Annotated in this window: 17 protein-coding genes; 7 read left to right on the forward strand and 10 right to left on the reverse strand. The window is 42.8% G+C overall.

Going from position 1 to position 18,479, the window contains the following annotated elements:
• The first annotated feature begins 180 nt into the window (after positions 1–180).
• The 3 genes from HC723_RS07045 to HC723_RS07055 are packed head-to-tail and all read left to right on the forward strand — an operon-like array spanning position 181 to position 3,488.
• Positions 181–639 (forward strand): MarR family transcriptional regulator, encoded by a 459-nt coding sequence (locus tag HC723_RS07045; RefSeq protein ID WP_153446195.1) that lies wholly within the window; start codon positions 181–183, stop codon positions 637–639.
• Between the two features lie 45 nt (positions 640–684).
• Positions 685–1,947 carry an efflux RND transporter periplasmic adaptor subunit gene (locus tag HC723_RS07050; protein WP_190338614.1) on the forward strand — a complete coding sequence of 421 codons (1,263 nt, stop codon included), beginning with the start codon at positions 685–687 and terminating at the stop codon, positions 1,945–1,947.
• A gap of 11 nt (positions 1,948–1,958) precedes the next feature.
• Complete coding sequence (locus HC723_RS07055; protein ID WP_190338615.1) at positions 1,959–3,488, forward strand: DHA2 family efflux MFS transporter permease subunit; 1,530 nt, start codon at positions 1,959–1,961, stop codon at positions 3,486–3,488.
• A gap of 251 nt (positions 3,489–3,739) precedes the next feature.
• Here the strand turns inward: HC723_RS07055 and HC723_RS07060 are convergent, their stop codons facing one another.
• The 4 genes from HC723_RS07060 to HC723_RS07075 form a co-directional block, all read right to left on the reverse strand.
• Positions 3,740–4,129: a Rid family detoxifying hydrolase gene (locus HC723_RS07060; RefSeq protein WP_190338616.1), complete on the reverse strand. Its 390-nt coding sequence runs from the start codon at positions 4,127–4,129 to the stop codon at positions 3,740–3,742.
• A gap of 100 nt (positions 4,130–4,229) precedes the next feature.
• Positions 4,230–4,691: an aspartate carbamoyltransferase regulatory subunit gene (gene pyrI / locus HC723_RS07065; RefSeq protein ID WP_153446202.1), complete on the reverse strand. Its 462-nt coding sequence runs from the start codon at positions 4,689–4,691 to the stop codon at positions 4,230–4,232.
• A gap of 12 nt (positions 4,692–4,703) precedes the next feature.
• Positions 4,704–5,633 (reverse strand): aspartate carbamoyltransferase, encoded by a 930-nt coding sequence (gene pyrB, locus HC723_RS07070; protein WP_153446204.1) that lies wholly within the window; start codon positions 5,631–5,633, stop codon positions 4,704–4,706.
• Between the two features lie 370 nt (positions 5,634–6,003).
• Positions 6,004–7,008, reverse strand: coding sequence for an ornithine carbamoyltransferase (locus HC723_RS07075; protein WP_190338617.1), 1,005 nt, complete (start codon positions 7,006–7,008; stop codon positions 6,004–6,006).
• Between the two features lie 345 nt (positions 7,009–7,353).
• Here HC723_RS07075 and rraB point away from each other — a divergent pair, with 345 nt between their 5' ends.
• On the forward strand, positions 7,354–7,788 hold the full coding sequence (rraB, locus tag HC723_RS07080) for a ribonuclease E inhibitor RraB (RefSeq protein ID WP_407701683.1): 435 nt from the start codon (positions 7,354–7,356) through the stop codon (positions 7,786–7,788).
• Positions 7,789–7,880: 92 nt separating this feature from the next.
• Positions 7,881–8,687 (forward strand): glycosyl hydrolase 2 galactose-binding domain-containing protein, encoded by an 807-nt coding sequence (locus HC723_RS07085; protein ID WP_190338618.1) that lies wholly within the window; start codon positions 7,881–7,883, stop codon positions 8,685–8,687.
• On the opposite strand, the gene HC723_RS07090 is transcribed toward HC723_RS07085, so the two are convergent.
• The 5 genes from HC723_RS07090 to pepA all read right to left on the reverse strand — a co-directional run bounded on the left by HC723_RS07090 (position 8,682) and on the right by pepA (position 15,230).
• The gene (locus tag HC723_RS07090; protein WP_446751392.1) at positions 8,682–9,173 is read right to left on the reverse strand and encodes a GNAT family N-acetyltransferase; all 492 of its coding nucleotides are present in this window, start codon (positions 9,171–9,173) and stop codon (positions 8,682–8,684) included. The genes HC723_RS07085 and HC723_RS07090 overlap by 6 nt on opposite strands.
• A gap of 139 nt (positions 9,174–9,312) precedes the next feature.
• Positions 9,313–9,768 (reverse strand): DUF2061 domain-containing protein, encoded by a 456-nt coding sequence (locus HC723_RS07095; RefSeq protein ID WP_153446210.1) that lies wholly within the window; start codon positions 9,766–9,768, stop codon positions 9,313–9,315.
• A 184-nt stretch (positions 9,769–9,952) separates the two neighbouring features.
• Positions 9,953–12,829 carry a valine--tRNA ligase gene (locus HC723_RS07100; protein ID WP_190338619.1) on the reverse strand — a complete coding sequence of 959 codons (2,877 nt, stop codon included), beginning with the start codon at positions 12,827–12,829 and terminating at the stop codon, positions 9,953–9,955.
• A 112-nt stretch (positions 12,830–12,941) separates the two neighbouring features.
• Entirely contained in the window at positions 12,942–13,400 is a 459-nt protein-coding gene (locus tag HC723_RS07105) for a DNA polymerase III subunit chi (RefSeq protein WP_190338620.1), read from the reverse strand.
• Positions 13,401–13,712: 312 nt separating this feature from the next.
• Complete coding sequence (gene pepA / locus HC723_RS07110) at positions 13,713–15,230, reverse strand: leucyl aminopeptidase (RefSeq protein WP_190338621.1); 1,518 nt, start codon at positions 15,228–15,230, stop codon at positions 13,713–13,715.
• A gap of 249 nt (positions 15,231–15,479) precedes the next feature.
• Here pepA and lptF point away from each other — a divergent pair, with 249 nt between their 5' ends.
• Both lptF and lptG read left to right on the forward strand, forming a co-directional pair.
• Positions 15,480–16,580, forward strand: a complete 1,101-nt coding sequence (gene lptF, locus HC723_RS07115) for an LPS export ABC transporter permease LptF (RefSeq protein WP_153446217.1) — start codon at positions 15,480–15,482, stop codon at positions 16,578–16,580.
• 3 nt (positions 16,581–16,583) lie between these two features.
• Positions 16,584–17,657, forward strand: coding sequence for an LPS export ABC transporter permease LptG (lptG, locus tag HC723_RS07120; protein WP_190338622.1), 1,074 nt, complete (start codon positions 16,584–16,586; stop codon positions 17,655–17,657).
• A gap of 240 nt (positions 17,658–17,897) precedes the next feature.
• On the opposite strand, the gene HC723_RS07125 is transcribed toward lptG, so the two are convergent.
• Entirely contained in the window at positions 17,898–18,371 is a 474-nt protein-coding gene (locus tag HC723_RS07125; RefSeq protein WP_190338623.1) for an RDD family protein, read from the reverse strand.
• Positions 18,372–18,479 lie beyond the last annotated feature (108 nt).

Raw genomic sequence — 18,479 nt, forward strand, 5'->3', positions numbered from 1 at the left:
AAAGCCAATGAAGCCGTCAATATGACATCAGCGCTTCGTTGGTTTTTTTGTGCCAGCGACTTAATGACGCCGATAGACTTGGCTTTATTTTATAGTTACATTTTGAAATATCTTATTGCTATTTACTTGCCTAGGCAGTAATATCCTGCTCTGGTTTATTGCCTAGGCAGGTATTTAATTATGACGTCATACACCCTCAATCATGCTTATGCTGCGGCACTGCCCGTAGGAAAGTTGATCCACTTTGTTAATCAATACAAAGATCGTTTACTGGCCGAACATTTATCTCCTCTGGATATCACTCCAGCACAAATAAAAGTGTTGATGATGATTGAAGTTGAGAAAAAACATTCTCCGGCTGAAATCAGTAAAGCACTTTCTATTGATTGTGGTTCGATGACACGCATGATTGAACGGTTAGTAAAAAAACAACTGATTGTTAAATTGCCTAATCCTAATGATAAACGCGGAGTGTTGGTTACTTTGACTCCGCAAGGCATTGAGGTTTTAGATCAATGCCTAGACGTTATCGCTAAACAAGTTGGTCCGGCTTTAACCGGTAATTTATCGTCTAATGAAGTCGAAATCTTACTGGACTTATTAAAGCGGATGCTGCCAGAAGAAGGCTACACTGTTTAATTGCGCTAACGGCATTTCTTTTTTCATTTTTTGAATGGTTGAATCATGGATACACAAAATAAAAACAATAGTATTGCGGCAAAACCAAGAAGCAAACGTAAAGCTTCTTTCCTTATTTTATTGCTTGTTATTATTTGCTTTGCGGTTGGTGGTTACTTCTATTACCTAACCTATTTAAAGTTTTATCAGTCGACAGACGATGCTTACGTTAATGGCAACTTAGTCACCTTAACGCCTGAAATTGCTGGCACGGTGACGACGGTGATGCCGGATGAAGGCGACTTTGTTAAAAAAGGCCAAGTATTGGTTGAATTAGATTCAAACGATACTCAAATTGCGCTGCAAGAAGCAGAGGCCAAATTAGGCTCTAAAGTGCGTGAAGTACGTAGCTTATATGCCACGGCGGATAACTTCAAAGCCAAAGTAGCGGCTAGTCAGGTGAAGTACCGCCAAGCGGTTAATGATTACAATCGACGTAAGCATTTGGTCGAGAAGGGTGCGATCTCGAAAGAAGATCTAAACCACTACTTAGATACGGTTTATGCAACCCGAAGTGAATTAAAAGCTTCTCAAGAAGCCTTAAAAATGACCTTGGCATTAGTGGATAATACGGTGCTAAAAAGCCACCCAGGCATTAAGTCGGCAGTGGCGAACCTACGTCAAAGTTACTTAACCAATATCCGTACTAAAATCGTTGCACCTGTAAGCGGTTATGTAGCAAAACGCGCAGTACAATTAGGCAGCCGAGTGCAACCGGGTACGCCGTTAATGGTGATAGTACCTCTACATCAAGTATGGGTAGACGCCAACTTTAAAGAAAGCCAAATGAAAGATATGCGTATTGGCCAACCAGTGACGTTAACCTCCGATTTGTACGGCGAGAAAGTGGTCTACAAAGGTGAAGTTGAAAGTTTAGGTATTGGTACTGGTAGTGCATTCTCATTATTACCAGCGCAAAATGCCAGCGGTAACTGGATCAAAATTGTGCAACGTTTACCGGTTAAAATTCGCCTAGATGATGCCAACCAAGATAAGTACCCATTGCGTATTGGTTTATCGATGCTTGCTGAAGTCAGCATTAAAAATACCGATGGTAAGTTGTTGTCGGTTGAGCCTAAAACTACGCCAAGTTACAGCACCGATGTGTACACCGATGCTTTATCGCAAGTCGATTCTATCGTGACCAAAATTTTGCACGATAATCTTGGTATGCCAGATGTAACACTTGATGCGCCAACCGATGTTACGCCAGAAAAATCGGAAGCTGCATCAGATAAAGCAATGACATCAACACAGTCTGCTAAGTAGCAGAGGGTCGTATGAAAGATCAAACCTATACGCCTCCTAGCCTGGTTATCGCGACCATTGGTTTAGCATTAGCGACGTTTATGCAGGTACTCGACAGTACCATTGCCAACGTTGCCTTGCCGACCATTGCCGGTAATTTAGGCGTGAGTTCAGAGCAAAGTACTTGGGTTATTACCTCGTTTGCAGTGTGTAATGCGATTGCATTGCCGCTCACGGGGTGGTTCTCTCGTCGCTTTGGTCAGTTGCGCTTATTTATTATTTCGGTTGCCTTGTTTACCGTCACCTCCGCATTATGTGGAATGGCGACCAGTATGCCAGAGCTTATCGTATTCCGTGCGTTGCAAGGCTTCTTTGCCGGCCCAATGTTCCCAATGTGTCAAACCTTGCTATTGGCGATATTCCCCACCACCAAACGAAGTGTAGCCTTAGCACTGATTTCGATGGTGACGGTGGTCGCACCGATTGTAGGGCCGATCACTGGCGGTTGGATCACTGATAACTATTCATGGCCGTGGATTTTCTTCATTAATATTCCAATTGGGGTGTTTTGTTGCTCGGTGGTCTGGACACAGCTGAAAGATCGCGTTGATATTACCGCTAAAATGCCAGTCGATTATATTGGTATTGCGTTGCTGGTGGTTGGAGTTGGCTTCTTACAAGTGGTGCTCGACTTAGGTAATGATGCAGATTGGTTCTCATCGACTAAAATTGTGGTGATGGCGATTGTTTCGGTGATTGCATTAATTTCCTTTGTTATATGGGAATTAACCGACGATCACCCAATCGTAAACTTATACCTGTTTAAAGATAGAAACTATGCCTTTGGTACCTTGGCATTAGTGCTAAGCTACTCTGCCTTTTTTGCGATTAATATTATCTTGCCGCAATGGTTGCAGATATATATGGGTTACACCGCGATTTGGGCAGGTTTAGCATCCGCGCCAATGGGGATTATTCCATTCTTCTTAACGCCATTAATGGGCCGCTATGCGCATAAGTTTGATATGCGAATATTGGCGTCGATGTCGTTTGTGGTGATTGGAACCTCATGCTTTATGCGTTCGGGTTTTAATACCTTTGTCGATTTCGAAACCATCGCATTAGTGCAGTTGTTTATGGGGCTTGGAGTGGCGCTGATGTTTATGCCATTAACCACGATTTTCCTATCCAATATGCATGGCCACGATATTGCCGAAGCGTCAGGCTTAACCACCTTCTTACGAGTGTTAGGCGGCAGTTTTGCTTCATCATTAACCACTTGGATTTGGCATCGTCGCGCCGATTTCCATCATGCGACCTTAACCGAACATGTGAGTAATTACCAACCGGCAGCGGTGGACTATTTGCATAAAATGGGCGGTGAGACGCAAGTGAATCTGGCCGCAGTAGACCATATTATTACGGTGCAATCTTTCATGGTATCGACCGCAGATTATTTCTATCTGCTCGGATGTTTGTTCTTTATCTTGATTGTGTTTATTTGGTTTACCAAGGGGCCATTTATTAAGGCAGGGCCTGCAGCGCCCGCCGCCGGTCACTAACATATCCATTGTGGTAGAAAATAAAAAGGAGCTCCTGATATAGGCGCTCCTTTTTTTATGTTTCTAAGCAATATTATACCAATTCCATTTAATATTTGATCAATTTGAATACGCCGAAAAGACGCTGATCCGTCCTTGGTCGCTTGAGAAAAGGCCATCCATGGCCTTTAACACTTTTCTCTGTATTCAATTTTGAACAATCATTAAAGTTATGGAATGGGTATTACTTAGTGTGAATATGAATTCGAATATTACTTACGCACTGCAATTGCTTCGATTTCAATGCCAACATCTTTTGGTAGACGAGCGACTTCAACACATGAACGAGCAGGGTAGTTAGCAACCTTATGCTCATCAAAGAAAGCGCCGTACACTTCATTAACCGTGACAAAGTCATTTAAGTCTTTTACAAATACCGTCATTTTCACAATATCGCCGACGGTTAAACCAGAAGATTCAACCACCGCTTTAACGTTATCAAGCGATTGACGAGCTTGCGCTTTAATATCACTAGGCACTTCACCTGTAGTTGGATTTACTGGGATCTGACCTGACGTCATGATCATGCTGCCAAGGTCAACACCTTGTACATAAGGACCGATTGCTGCTGGCGCTGCGTCTGTATGAAGTACTTTTGTCATGTTTCAATATCCATTTATTAATTCGTCAATATGAACGCTTATCATAACGAATGTTGATGAGTGGTTAAACCGTATTTCGAGCAAACTCAATAGCGATGATTTACTTTTCGGTCATAATGTCGCGCGAGAAGCTTTTTTCACAGTATTTGCACTTCAATCGAATCACATCATTTTTCTCAATCACGCTAAAACTACTCGATACCGGTTCGTTATGTGTAATGCAGTTGCTATTGGCACAACGAAAAACATCCACCACCTGTTTAGGGAGAGTGAGCTCAAGCTTTTTGACCACGGCGTAGTTTTCAATTTGATTTACCGTCGCTTTTGGTGCATATAAGGCTAATTTCTGCGCTTGTTCTTGGCTAATAAAGGTGTTTTCTACTTTTAATAAATCTTTAGCCCCGAGCGCCGATGATGGCAAATTCAAGCCAATAGTGACGCGTTCATTCGAGTTGTGCATATTAAATAGGCGCAGTACTTTTACTCCAACATGCGCAGGAATATGATCGATCACGGTGCCATTTTTAATTGCTTCAACTTGCAGATGATTTTGCTTAGACATGATGATCTCCTTTTATAAAGTTGAGTTAAGGACAAGGGCTAACAACGCGGTACGGGCATAGACACCGTTCTCGGCTTGTTGGAAGTAATAGGCGTGCGGCGTTTTATCGACATCGACCGTGATTTCATCGACGCGCGGCAGAGGGTGCAGCACTTTCAAGTTCTCTTTGGCATCTTTAAGTGAGGCGGCGGTTAATACAAACGCTGATTTAATGTGAGCATATTCAGATTCATCAAAACGCTCTTTTTGCACTCGGGTCATGTACAAAATATCAAGGTTTTCCATCACGCTTTCCACTTCTGAATGCAAGCTATAAGTAATGCCTGCATCGTCGAGTTCTTCGCAAATGTAATCTGGCATGGCCAAGGCTTCTGGTGCAATAAAGTAGAAACGCACATTATCAAACTTAGCCAATGCTTGAGTGAGCGAGTGCACGGTACGGCCATATTTAAGGTCACCGACAAACGCAATGCTAATGCCATCTAATGTGCCTTGAGTTTCATAAATGGTGTATAAATCGAGCAAAGTTTGAGTTGGATGTTGATTGGAACCATCGCCAGCATTGATGATTGGCGTGTTGTTGGAAAATTCAGAGGCTAAACGTGCTGCGCCTTCTTGTGGGTGACGCATCACAAACGCATCGACATACGATGAGATAATTTGAATCGAATCGGCCAGTGTTTCACCCTTATTGGCATGAGAGGTGTTACCGGCATTATCAAAGCCAATCACACTGCCGCCAATACGTTGGATCGCCGTTTCAAAAGAAAGACGAGTACGAGTTGATGGTTCAAAAAAACAACTGGCAACCACTTTACCTTTAATCAATTCAGGTTGAGGCTCTGCTTTTATCTTCGCGGCAGTTTGAATGATTAATTCCATTTCTTGGCGTGAAAGTTCTGGAATCGAAATAATATGCTTTTGATAGAGCGAGTTTGCCATGTGGGTTCCTTATTGCATTAGCTGACAGTAACTGAATATGAGGCGATATTGCATTGTTAAGTCTATTAATATGAATCGATTATGAAATACCGCAACTGGGTTTAAATAATCCAGACATAAAAAAACCTCCCGATAACAGGAGGTTTATTTATGAATGAAAAGATGGAATAACAACAGCACCCAAGCTAATTCGCTTGTAACATAACTCGGTAATTTTACCTTGCTGTAGCATTTCATCTTCCCCTCATTGATTTGGGAAAATTATACCCACAATCTCTGTTTGCGCAAGCGTTTGCTCACTTAATGCCAACCGAGTTGGTGTTGCTCAACTTTCACCCAGCAAAGCGTAACCGATGTGAACGAGTGAAACCTAACTGCCGAGTGTCGCTACCATGATCGCCTTAATGGTGTGCATGCGGTTTTCGGCTTGATCAAAGACAATCGAATGATCGGACTCAAACACTTCTTCGGTGACTTCCAACCCCTTCATGTTGTACTTTGCCGCCACTTCTTTGCCTACCGTGGTTTCATCGTTATGAAAAGCCGGTAAGCAGTGCATAAATTTAACGTGTGGATTGCCAGTCGCCTCAAGCATGGCTTGGTTGATTTGATAGGGTGTCATTAATGCAACGCGCTCATCCCAAGCTTGTGCTGCCTCTCCCATGGATACCCACACATCGGTATACAGGAAGTCACAACCTTTCACGCCGCTGGCCACATCTTCAGTTAAGGTGATGGTGGCGCCAGTTTGCGCTGCAATCGCTTTACACTGACTCACTAATTCTTCTTCAGGCCAAAAGGCTTTTGGGGCAACTAAGCGAATGTCCATACCCATTTTTGCCGCCCCAACCATGAGTGAATTGCCCATATTGTTACGCGCATCACCTAGGTAAGCAAAGCTAATGTCATGCAATTGTTTACCGCAAGCATACTCTTGCATGGTTAAAAAATCGGCCAAAATTTGAGTAGGGTGGAACTCATCAGTTAAGCCATTCCAAACCGGAACACCTGCGTATTGGGCTAGCTCTTCGACAATACTTTGTCCGTAGCCACGGTATTCAATACCATCATACATACGGCCAAGTACCCGAGCGGTATCTTTCATGGATTCTTTATGGCCGATTTGAGAGCCAGAAGGGCCAAGATAAGATACTTGAGCGCCTTGATCGAACGCGGCAATTTCAAAGGCACAACGAGTACGAGTGGATGACTTTTCAAAGATCAACGCAATGTTTTTTCCAACTAAAGTTTTTCGCTCCGATCCGGCATATTTGGCTTTTTTGAGATCGGCCGACAGCGCCAATAGAAATTGGATCTCTTTCGGGGTGAAGTCGAGTAACTTGAGAAAATGACGATTGCGAAGATTGAAAGCCATAATAATGTCCTTATTAATATACCAAACGATATTTATACATAAAAATGCGAATAAAGTGAATTTTTATTTATCGTGTTGATGGTTTTTTTGCTGAAGTTAGTGACTATAGTGACACTAAATTGCGATAATGATGAATTCGATAGTAACAGTTTTTAGTGTTTATGCAGAAAGTGACGCTGAGAATTGTGCGGCATCATGCAGCGCGAGGGGCTTTTATATCAATGCAATGCTACTTTGTTAAAACATAATGCGATTTTATCTTAACATCGCGCATTTTCACTTACCTCTGTTGGCGTTTCGTGGCAAAATAGCGATTCTGAATTAAGCCCATATTGGAGCACGGTTATGTCTAACAATGATCAATCTATGCAAGATGATTACTTATCAGTTGAAGAGCTGATTGAATTCCAAAAAGAAGAAACTCGCGAAATTATCGCAGCATTGATTGAAGATGGCAGTGAACCTGATGCTTTGTATGATATCGAGCACCACTTATTTGCAGAAGATCTCGAAGTTTTGCAAGAAGCGGTTATTGAAGCATTCAAGATGGGCTTTGAAGTATTAGAAGCGGAAGAAACAGAAGATGAAGACGGCACCAAAGTCTTATGCTGCGATGCCATTATGCAATCTGCATTGGATCCACTTCTGATTGATGAGCAAGTTGAAAAACTGGTTAACTTGGCAGAAAAATACGACATCATTTACGATGGCTGGGGAACCTTCTATGAAGGCGAAGACGCTATCTACGATGAAGAAAATGACGATTACGACGCAGAATAAGAGACGCTTATTACTGCCAATAAAAAACCAGCCTGTTGCTGGTTTTTTTATATCTATACTTATCTATAAATGACTACTTTTCACGGACGATTATGCATCAACCTCTGACAGGCCTTTGGCAGTTATCACCATTAACCGATTTAACCCTACCGCAAGCCGATCTTGAATTTCCGGCGGTGCTAAGCTCCGTGCTTCCTGTGCATGTATCAGAGCAACAGATTGCCGAACAAGAATGGCATTTGATGCACGATATCGAAGTCGATGAAGCTATGCTTGGCTTGGCGGCGATTGACTTAGTGATTGAGGGTATCAACCATTACGCTGAAGTACGTGTCGGTGGGGTGGCGGTATATGATTGCGATGGCAGTCGTTATCGTTACCAAAAAGACATTAAAGAATATTTAAACCTAGGCAAGAATCGGATTGAGATATTATTCTTAGATCAAGAAGAGGATTGGCTTATAGATGAACAAGCGACGGTTTGTCATTTGGATCACCAGCAAGCTGAACCTTGCAATAACCGTGTTGGAATTAAACGTGCGCCTTTTTTACGTTTGATCCGCAGCGTCCGTTTGCATCATGTTTCCACCGAGCAGATTTGGCATCATGGTGGCGGTTGTGAGCTTAAAGTCGATGTCTATTACCATTCATTGAAACCGGGTTTAGTGGCGGCAGATATTAAATATAACGGCATGACTTATACGGTGCCGCTCGATATTCGTAGCGATCATGTGAGCGCTATTTTTCAAATCGACGCGCCGCAACAAGCGCTATTATCTGACGATAGTCGAGACGTGTTATCTGGCGCGACACAACTATTTGTTCATTTAGATGGTTATCACTTTCCATTTGATATCGGGCTGTCAGAAACCCAGTGCGTGAGCCACTATCCGTTATAGCGCTTTAACCATCACCACTTCACAATCTCCATGCCCTGTATTTCCCCACGGGGCATCTAAATGTTCAAAGCCGAGTTTTTGATATAAAGCTAATGCAGCGTTAAGTTCGGCAGTCGATTCTAAATAGCATTGTGTATAGCCCAATTGTTTGGCTTTATCTGAACATAACGCGATCAACTGTTGAGCCAAGCCTAGTCTGCGCGCTGGTGGCAAAATATACATCTTTTGTAATTCGCATACTTCGGGCTTGCCTGCTAATGGCGCAATTCCTGCACCACCAACCACGGTATCGTGACTATCCACTAGTACCCAATATTGAGCGTTAACAACATTATAAACGTCATATAATGTATCTAATGTCGGATCAGCAACGCTATAACCTTTATCGGCGGTTAAGCCATGCTCGGCAGAAACATCGCGGATAACTTGAGCAATGGCCGCGTTATCGGTTGGTTGGATGGGACGGATCTGGAAATTAGAATGCATGTTGATGATCATATTGATAAATGAGAATGCTTTAATAACACGCTCAATTTTCAGGGACAAGTATTGCTGCAATAAAAAAGCTCAATGAAGAGGACGTTCATTGAGCTAAAAGGTTGAAAATGGGAAGGCGTATGTCGAGTTAAGCCGATAAGGCATTCTTTTCTAATGGTGCTTCAGATAATTCCTGACCGTGTTGCTGTAAGTCATGATGGTGGCATTGCAAGCTAAACTGGATATTTTGCTTACGTTGCCAAAAACGCTCATGAAAATAAAACACCACAGTATTTACGCTCGGTTCAATGGTCGCCATTAAGCCACCAATAAAGGCGTCGCCGGTTAATAAGTAAGTCACTAAAAATGCAACACTAAAGTGTAATACCGCAAAGCTGAGAGTCTTTTTTGATGGTGCTTGCAGGGCAACTCTTAACAGCTTATTTCGTTGCCATACTTTGTCATGAAAATAGAAAGCGACGGTATTGACCATAGGTTCGGTCATGGCGATCAGGCTGCCAATAATAATATCGCCAGTCAGTAAATAAGCTAAAGAGAAGGCAACGCTAAAATGTAATACCGCAAAAGTGAGAGTTTTTTTCATGAGCTTGCTCCAAGGCATTTGTTGAGCTGATGAAAATACCATAATGCAAATGATAACCATTATCAATTAAGTTTGGCGATTTTATTAATAGGTATTGGCTATTAAAGCTAACAAAAAAGGCCAACCCAATGGCTGACCCTTTATTTTTGTTTCGAATGAAAAGCTTACATTACTACGCTATTTATTACAGCGCGGCAATTGTCGCTTTTTGCTCTTCCAGTTTAACCAAAGTACCTTGGTAACCTTCAAGCTTGCCACGTTCTGCAGCCACTACCGCTTCTGGCGCTTTGGCTATAAAGCCTTGGTTGTTGAGTTTGCCTTCAATGCGTTTAATTTCGCCTTGAATACGAACCGATTCTTTATCTAAGCGAGCCAGTTCAGCGTCTTTGTCGATAAGACCAGCCATTGGGATCATCAGTGTTGATTTACCCACCAATGCGGTTGCACATGCTGGAATATCTTTGCCATCGACTTGGGTATCGCCTTCTGCTAATACTTTGATCTCTTCTAGTTTCGCAAGCGAGCTCAGTACGTTTAAGTTGGCTTGTAGACGAGCAGTATCGGTAGCATCGGCTTTTAGCATCACAGATAACGCAACACTTGGCGCAATATCGTATTCAGCGCGTAGGTTACGGATGCAAGTGATGAATTGCTTCACCCACTCAATATCCGCCACTGCGGTTTCGTCTAGGTTGTCAGCATTAAACTGAGGCAATGCCTGAGTCATAATGGTGTCACCCTCAACGCCATCGACCAGCGGCTTGACACTTTGCCAGATGGACTCAGTAATAAATGGCAATACTGGGTGCGCTAAACGTAGCGTTTTCTCAAGGACCGTGATCAAGGTGCGACGAGTGGCGCGTTGCTTGGCTTCGGTGCCTTTCCAAAGGATTGGTTTGGTTAACTCTAAGTACCAGTCACAGAATTGGTTCCAGATGAACTCGTATAAAGTATTTGCCGCCATATCCAAGCGGAAGTTTTCGATATGAGTATTAAAATCTTTTGCTGCTAATTCAAACTGAGATTCAATCCAACGATCGGCGAGTGAATATTCAAGCTCTGCATCCGGTGCAAAACCACAGTCTTGATCTTCGGTGTTCATCAACACATAACGGCTGGCGTTCCATAACTTGTTACAGAAGTTACGGTAACCTTCTAGGCGTTTCATATCCCAGTTAATATCACGACCGGTTGATGCCATTGCCGCCAGAGTAAAGCGCAATGCGTCGGTGCCGTAAGGTTCAATCCCGTTTTCAAATGTCTTACGAGTGGCTTTTTCAATTTTAGCGGCCAGTTTAGGCTGCATCATGTTGCCACAACGTTTTTCAACTAATTCTTCAAGGCCGATGCCGTCAATCATATCGATCGGATCAAGGACGTTACCTTTTGATTTCGACATTTTATCGCCGTTTTCATCACGGATAAGTCCGGTCATGTAAACGGTTTTAAAAGGAACTTGAGATTTTCCGTCTTCGTCTTTGACAAAGTGCATGGTCATCATGATCATACGAGCAACCCAGAAGAAGATGATGTCAAAACCAGACACCAACACATCGGTTGGGTGGAAGGTAGACAAATCTTGAGTTTTCTCAGGCCAGCCCATGGTACCGAATGTCCATAACGCCGATGAGAACCAAGTATCTAATACGTCATCATCTTGGCGTAGAACCACAACCGGTGCTAAGTTGTTTTGCGCGCGAACTTCATCTTCATCGCGTCCAACATAAACATTACCATCGTTGTCATACCATGCTGGAATACGATGACCCCACCAAAGTTGACGCGAGATACACCAGTCTTGCACATCACGCATCCACGCGAAGTACATATTTTCATATTGCTTTGGTACAAATTGGATTTCGCCATCTTCTACTGCTTTAACGGCTGGTGCCGCTAATGGCGCAGTACGAACATACCATTGGTCAGTCAGCATTGGTTCAATCACCACGCCGCCACGGTCACCATAAGGTACGGTTAAGTCGTGATCTTTTATTTCTTCTAACAGACCAAGAGCATCTAATTCGGCTACTACGGCTTTACGCGCAGCAAAACGTTCCATGCCTTTAAATTGCCCTGGCAGTTCGGTGCTGTAAACATCAGAAGGCTCACCAGTCGTGGTAAATACTTCGGCGTTATCACGAATGTCGGCATTAAGGGTCAGGATATTGATCATCGGCAGTTGATGACGTTTACCTACTTCGTAATCGTTAAAATCGTGCGCAGGGGTGATCTTCACACAACCTGTGCCTTTTTCCATATCAGCGTGTTCATCGGCGACGATTGGGATTAAGCGATTAACTAAAGGAAGTAAGATTTCTTTACCGATCAGATCTTTATAACGAGGATCTTCCGGGTTAACCGCTACGCCAGTATCACCTAATACGGTTTCAGGGCGAGTTGTGGCAACCACAATGTAGTCTTTACCATCCGCGGTTTTTACGCCGTTGGCAAGTGGGTAGCGGAAGTGCCACATGAAGCCTTTTTTGTCTTTATTTTCAACTTCAAGATCCGAAATTGCAGTGTGCAGTTTTGGATCCCAGTTAACCAGACGTTTACCACGATAGATTAGGTCGTCTTCATAAAGGCGAACAAACACTTCTTTGGTGGCGTTAGATAAACCGTCATCCATCGTAAAGCGTTCACGTTCCCAATCAACAGATGCACCAAGGCGACGAAGTTGACGAGTGATGTTGCCACCAGACTCGGCTTTCCATTCCCAGATCTTGTCGATGAAAGCTTCACGGCCATAATCATGCTTGGTTTTATTTTCTTCAGCGGCAATTTTACGTTCAACCACCATTTGAGTTGCAATACCTGCGTGATCGGTACCGACTTGCCAAAGGGTGTTTTTGCCTTTCATGCGCTCACAACGGATAAAAGTATCCATAATGGTATCTTGGAAAGCATGACCCATGTGTAGGCTACCAGTGACGTTCGGTGGCGGGATCACAATGCTGTAAGCTTGTTTTGATGTGTCACCATGAGGCTTAAAGTAACCAGCTTCTTCCCAACGCTGATATAGCGCTTGTTCAATTGATGTTGGGTTATATGTCTTTTCCATAGTCTTCTTTTATCGATACTGTGAGCGTGAAAAATAAGGTTAGTGTCAATGTAAAACGTTATAGCTAAAACAATAGCCTATAAATGATTGGTTTAGCTATAAGGATTTTAGGTTAAGTTGCCGCTTGGTTTTCAATGTTTATGGTCTGCATTTCAAACCCTGCTTGTCGGTAGATTTTATACCTTTCTCGGGCTTGTTGCTTTGCTTTTTCTTCGCAAGCAACGAAGTCTACCACTTGTGTAAAGCTCAGGGCAAAATTTGTCTCATCGTGGCTCATATTGATCACCAGCTGGCGGTTACGATTTGGTCTGACTTGTGAGTAACCAATTTCGATCGGGGTGCCATAATGAGGCCCTTCTCCAACTAAGTTATGCGCTTGATAATTTTCACTTTGTTGCTGCCAAAAATGCTCATCAATCGTTTCTGCTTGAGTTTTATCTTGTGCGTTAATATAAACTTTTGCACCTTGCTCAGCAAAATAGCGAGCTAAAAAAATCACATATTCAATATGACCTATTTGTGTCGCTTGAACGGAATTTGGCTCAATGATGTAAAAAGTCGCAATGCTCATAATAGGCCCATAGCTCAAAGCTCATTGATAAAAGCTCTCAAATGATTGGTAATTGTAAAACATCAAAGATAATTAGAAAGGCGAAAACACAAAAAGGGCACAATGGCCCTTTTATATTTAGCTTGTATATCGGTTTTACTTGACACAATAATTTAAGTAAAACAAATATATAATCAAAGTAAGTGGAGTTACAGTGAGGCGGTAAGTTCGTTCAGTCCCATGAGCCTTCTTTTTATAACAAGAAGGCTAGCCTAAGTGATTGGGGTGAGCGAACGAAACCAACAAAGCTGTAGCTTCAATTACGAAGATTATTTATTCTTCTAATAAAACTTGGCCAGTAGAAGCCTTATTCAATAGAAACTGCACCAGCAAAGAAACAGGACGACCGGTTGAGCCTTTTTGTGCGCCAGATTTCCAAGCGGTACCGGCAACATCAAGATGTGCCCAGTTGTACTTTTTAGTAAAACGAGACAAGAAACAACCTGCGGTGATAGTGCCAGCAGGACGGCCACCAATATTCGCCATATCAGCAAATGGACTGTTTAGTTGTTCTTGATATTCATCGGCCATTGGCAGACGCCAAGCGCGATCGCCAGCTTGTTCAGAGGCATTGATTAGTTCATGAGCCAGTGGGTTATGGTTCGCCACTAAGCCACTAATATGATGACCAAGCGCCATCACACAAGCACCGGTTAAGGTTGCCACATCCACCACACAATCTGGATCAAAACGTTCAACGTAAGTTAATGCGTCACATAATACTAAGCGACCTTCTGCATCCGTATTTAATACTTCAACCGTTTGACCTGACATGGTGGTCAGAATATCACCCGGACGATACGCATTACTGCCTGGCATGTTTTCACAACCGGCCAGAATCGCAACCACATTAATTGGCAGGTTCAGTTTTGCTAATGTTTTCATGGTGCCGAAAACAGAAGCTGCGCCGCACATGTCGTATTTCATCTCATCCATAGCTTCGCCAGGTTTTAATGAAATGCCGCCTGAATCAAAGGTTAAGCCTTTGCCGACTAGGACAATTGGTTTTGCTTCTGGATCAGGATTGCCTTTATAGCTAATCACCGACATCATGGATTCATTGCGAGAACCACGACCAACCGCTAGGTAAGAATGCATTCCCAGTTTATCCATCTCTTCTTCACCAATAATTTTGGTGGTGATGGTTTCAAAGTCATCGGCTAAACGACGCGCTTGAGAAGCTAAGTAAGCAGGATTGGCAATATTTGGTGGCATGTTGCCAAGATCTTTTGATGATTTAACCCCAGATGCGATGGCTAAACCGTGAGCAATTGCTTTTTCGCCAAGACTGAGTTCACGGCGAGTTGGGACATTAAATACCAATTTGCGCAAAGGACGGCGAGTTTCAGGTTTGTTGCTCTTGAATTGATCAAAGGTGTACAAGCTATCTTTGGTTGATTCAACCGCTTGGCGCACTTTCCAATAAGTATCACGACCTTTGACATGCAGTTCGGTTAAGAAGCATACTGCTTCCATTGAACCGGTGTCATTAAGTGTGCCAATAGTTTTTTGGATGATGTCTTTATATTGACGTTCGCCTAATTCGCGCTCTTTACCGCAGCCAACTAGCAACACACGCTCAGATAAAATACCCGGTACTTGATGCAATAACAGCATTTGGCCTGGTCTACCTTCAAGGTCGCCACGGCGTAATAAAGAACTAATGTAGCCGTCGCTGATCTTATCAAGTTGCTCGGCGACAGGAGAAAGACGGCGTGGTTCAAATACACCGACTACAATACAGGCACTGCGCTGTTTCTCAGGGCTGCCACTTTTTACACTGAACTCCATGCTTACTCCTACATCCTAAAGACAAATCGAATCAAATGATGGATAATGCTTAGTCATGGTCTTAATAGAAAGAATTTGTTCTAAAATTAAGCTAAACACATTTGATGTATAAATGGATTATCTTGTGCTTCAACAGAAACAACCAAGATTTTACAAATTAATATAGTTAAAAATTATCAAAAATAATAGACTCATCGGAAAATTATAGTGATTCCGTCAAAAAAACAAGTTTTGTATAGGTGATACTGCGTGATTATTGTTAGATATTTGATCCGCGAGACACTCAAAAGCCAGTTAGCCGTATTCTTTGTGCTTTTTCTCGTGTTTTTTAGCCAAAAATTTATAAGTGTGCTTGCCGAAGCCTCTGATGGGGATATCCCTGCCAGCATGATCCTACAAGTCGTGGGTTTAAACATGCCGACGATGGGCTTGCTGATGCTGCCTCTTAGTATTTATGTCGGTATTTTGCTGACCTTTGGTCGTTTGTATGCCGAGAGTGAGATCACGGTAATGAACGCCACCGGTATCGGGAATAAATTCTTGATCCATGCCGCGCTTTATCTTGCCATTATTACGGGCGGGATCGCGATGGTGAACTCGGTTTGGCTTGCCCCTTGGAGCCAAGAAAAAGTGGCTCAACTCATGGAGCACCTTTCAACCAGTAGCAGTATCGATTTATTGAAAAAAGGTCAATTCCAGACCTCTCCAGATGGTCAAGCTGTGGTGTTTGTTGACGATATAAAAGATAAAAAATTGACCAATGTGTTTGTCGCGCAACCTGCGCCAAGGGGCTCAACCAGACCTAGCGTAATGTTTGCTAACTCAGGTGTGGCGCAAGAGTTTGCCGATGGTCGTCAAATTTTGACTTTAAAAGATGGGGTGCGCTATGAAGGTGTGCCTAACTCATTAGATTACATGAACACCAGTTACGATGAATATTCTGGTTTGATCGGTCAGCGAGAGGCTAAGAAAAAGAAACGTAAATGGGAAGCGCTGCCGATCAAAGAGTTATGGAATAACCCTAATTTAGAGGCAAAAGCTGAATTGCAATGGCGTATCACTTTGATTGTGTGTGTGCCTTTATTAACGTTAGTGGTGGTGCCACTGTCCTCGGTTAACCCAAGACAAGGGCGGTTTGCCAAACTGTTCCCAGCCGTTTTATTGTATTTAGCGTATTTCTTATCGATCAGTGCGATGAAATCGGGTATTGAAGATGGTTCCGTTCCGGCTTCGGTGGGGATGTGGGCAATCAATGCTGGGCTATTGGTGGTCGGGATCATTCTCAATAGTTTAGATAGTATCTTTGTGCGAAAACTCAAAGATAGATTCAAAAAGAAGAAGGGAATCTAAGCCGTGTTTAAAATTCTCGATTGGTATATTGGCCGCACCATTATTGCGACCTCTTCTTTGTGTTTAGCAACCTTAGTTGGTTTGTCTGCCATCATCAAATATGTTGAGCAGTTACGCAAAGTTGGCAAAGGGACTTACGATTTAACCGAAGCATTGTATTTTGTGATTTTGAGTATCCCACGTGATATCGAAGTATTCTTTCCAATGGCGGCCTTGTTGGGCGCTTTGATTGGTTTAGGTATGTTAGCAGCCAGTTCTGAGTTAGTTGTCATGCAAGCTTCTGGCGTATCCAAACTAGAGATTGGTCTTTCGGTCTTAAAAACTGCAGTTCCGCTAATGTTGATGATCATGATTTTGGGCCAATGGGGTTCACCTCAAGCGCAAAAAATGGCGCGTGATGGCCGTGCATTGGCGATTGCTGGTGGCAGTATCACCTCTGTACAAGATGGGGTATGGGCCAAAGATGGTGATAACTTTATCTACATTGCACGAGTTAATGGCGAGCATGAGTTACGCGGCGTCAGTATTTGGCAATTCGACCATGATAAAAACCTTAAAAATATTTTAGTGTCCGACACCGTTAAATATGAAAAAGGCCAAAAATGGATAATGAAAAACGTCCAAGTCACTAAAATGGAAAATAAAATACAAATATCGAAAACCAATTTACCCAGTTATGAATGGGACACCACATTAACACCTGATAAATTAGCCGTCGTTACGGTCAAGCCTGAAGAGTTACCATTGAGTGGTTTATACGATTACGTGAATTACTTAAAAGAGTCAAAACAAGATGCTTCGCGTTACGATTTGGCATTTTGGCACAAAGTATTCCAGCCTCTTTCGGTGGCGGTTATGATGTTAATGGCGTTATCGTTTGTATTTGGACCGTTGCGCTCGGTGAGTATGGGCGCTCGGATCTTATCGGGCATTGTAGCTGGCTTTACCTTTTATATATCGAGTGAAGTTTTTGGTCCTATGAGCTTGGTATACGGCATTCCACCGGTAATCGGGGCCTTGACTCCCAGCGTGTTATTCTTAATCGTTGCCGTCATGCTCATGCGCCGTAAGCTATAGCCAGCCTAGGGGCAGTTGTTCTAAAAAAAAGGGATGCCATTTTAGATTGGCATCCCTTTTTTTTGAGTATTCATTTCGCGCTATTTTAACTAATACCAATTCCATTTAATATTTGATCCATTTGAATAGGCCGAAAAGACGCTGATCCGTCCTTGGTCGCTTGAGAAAAGTCCATCCGTCGCCTTTGATACTTTTTTCTGTACTCAATTTTGAACGATCATTCAATTTATGGAATGGGTATTAACGAATTTGTGGCGAATACACGACTTGGCATTGAGCGCAGATATCTTGCAGTGCTCTTTTATCAGAAGTCACGAGAGAAAGTAGGTTGCCTAACCCAAGCAAGGCAGTAGCAAAGCGAATTAAAGATTGTTTAAAGCTGATCGCACTACCATCTTGATTCATCACAGTGATCTTCCAAGCACGCATACCAAGCGTTTGTCCTTTTTGCCAGAAGAAGCTAAAAAAGCCAAACCAAACCAATAAAAGATAAGCATGATACAACCAACGCCCAATCGGATGATGGTTCAGTAAGTCGCTGGCATCAATATAGCCGCCATAATCCATTACGCCGAGGTAAACCAAGGCTTCCATGGTGGCGACAATAATCCCCACTGCGATCATCAAAACGGCAATAATGATTAAAGTATCATAAAAAAACGCGCCAAAGCGGCGAAAGAATCCAGCAGGCGATTGATTGGGTAGGGAAGTCATAGCACTCTATCATTAGTAAACTTATCAGCAGAATAGCGAGTTGGCCGAGCACTGGAAAGAACTAAAATGTATAAAAGCGTAATTTATGCTGAAAATATCAGCGATCAA

It is taken from the genome of Vibrio sp. S11_S32 (assembly GCF_014694465.1).
In the GTDB taxonomy this organism is placed as follows: Bacteria; Pseudomonadota; Gammaproteobacteria; order Enterobacterales; family Vibrionaceae; genus Vibrio; species Vibrio algicola.

Bases quoted from the DNA above. Each gene is read 5' to 3' on its own strand.
- HC723_RS07060 (WP_190338616.1), bottom strand. From the start codon at position 4,129: ATGACAAAAGTACTTCATACAGACGCAGCGCCAGCAGCAATCGGTCCT.
- pepA (WP_190338621.1), bottom strand. From the start codon at position 15,230: ATGGAGTTCAGTGTAAAAAGTGGCAGCCCTGAGAAACAGCGCAGTGCC.
- HC723_RS07045 (WP_153446195.1), top strand. From the start codon at position 181: ATGACGTCATACACCCTCAATCATGCTTATGCTGCGGCACTGCCCGTA.
- HC723_RS07105 (WP_190338620.1), bottom strand. From the start codon at position 13,400: ATGAGCATTGCGACTTTTTACATCATTGAGCCAAATTCCGTTCAAGCG.
- HC723_RS07100 (WP_190338619.1), bottom strand. From the start codon at position 12,829: ATGGAAAAGACATATAACCCAACATCAATTGAACAAGCGCTATATCAG.
- HC723_RS07095 (WP_153446210.1), bottom strand. From the start codon at position 9,768: ATGAAAAAAACTCTCACTTTTGCGGTATTACATTTTAGCGTTGCCTTC.
- pyrI (WP_153446202.1), bottom strand. From the start codon at position 4,691: ATGTCTAAGCAAAATCATCTGCAAGTTGAAGCAATTAAAAATGGCACC.
- HC723_RS07085 (WP_190338618.1), top strand. From the start codon at position 7,881: ATGCATCAACCTCTGACAGGCCTTTGGCAGTTATCACCATTAACCGAT.
- HC723_RS07090 (WP_446751392.1), bottom strand. From the start codon at position 9,173: ATGCATTCTAATTTCCAGATCCGTCCCATCCAACCAACCGATAACGCG.
- HC723_RS07125 (WP_190338623.1), bottom strand. From the start codon at position 18,371: ATGACTTCCCTACCCAATCAATCGCCTGCTGGATTCTTTCGCCGCTTT.
- HC723_RS07055 (WP_190338615.1), top strand. From the start codon at position 1,959: ATGAAAGATCAAACCTATACGCCTCCTAGCCTGGTTATCGCGACCATT.
- pyrB (WP_153446204.1), bottom strand. From the start codon at position 5,633: ATGGCAAACTCGCTCTATCAAAAGCATATTATTTCGATTCCAGAACTT.
- HC723_RS07075 (WP_190338617.1), bottom strand. From the start codon at position 7,008: ATGGCTTTCAATCTTCGCAATCGTCATTTTCTCAAGTTACTCGACTTC.
- rraB (WP_407701683.1), top strand. From the start codon at position 7,354: ATGTCTAACAATGATCAATCTATGCAAGATGATTACTTATCAGTTGAA.
- HC723_RS07050 (WP_190338614.1), top strand. From the start codon at position 685: ATGGATACACAAAATAAAAACAATAGTATTGCGGCAAAACCAAGAAGC.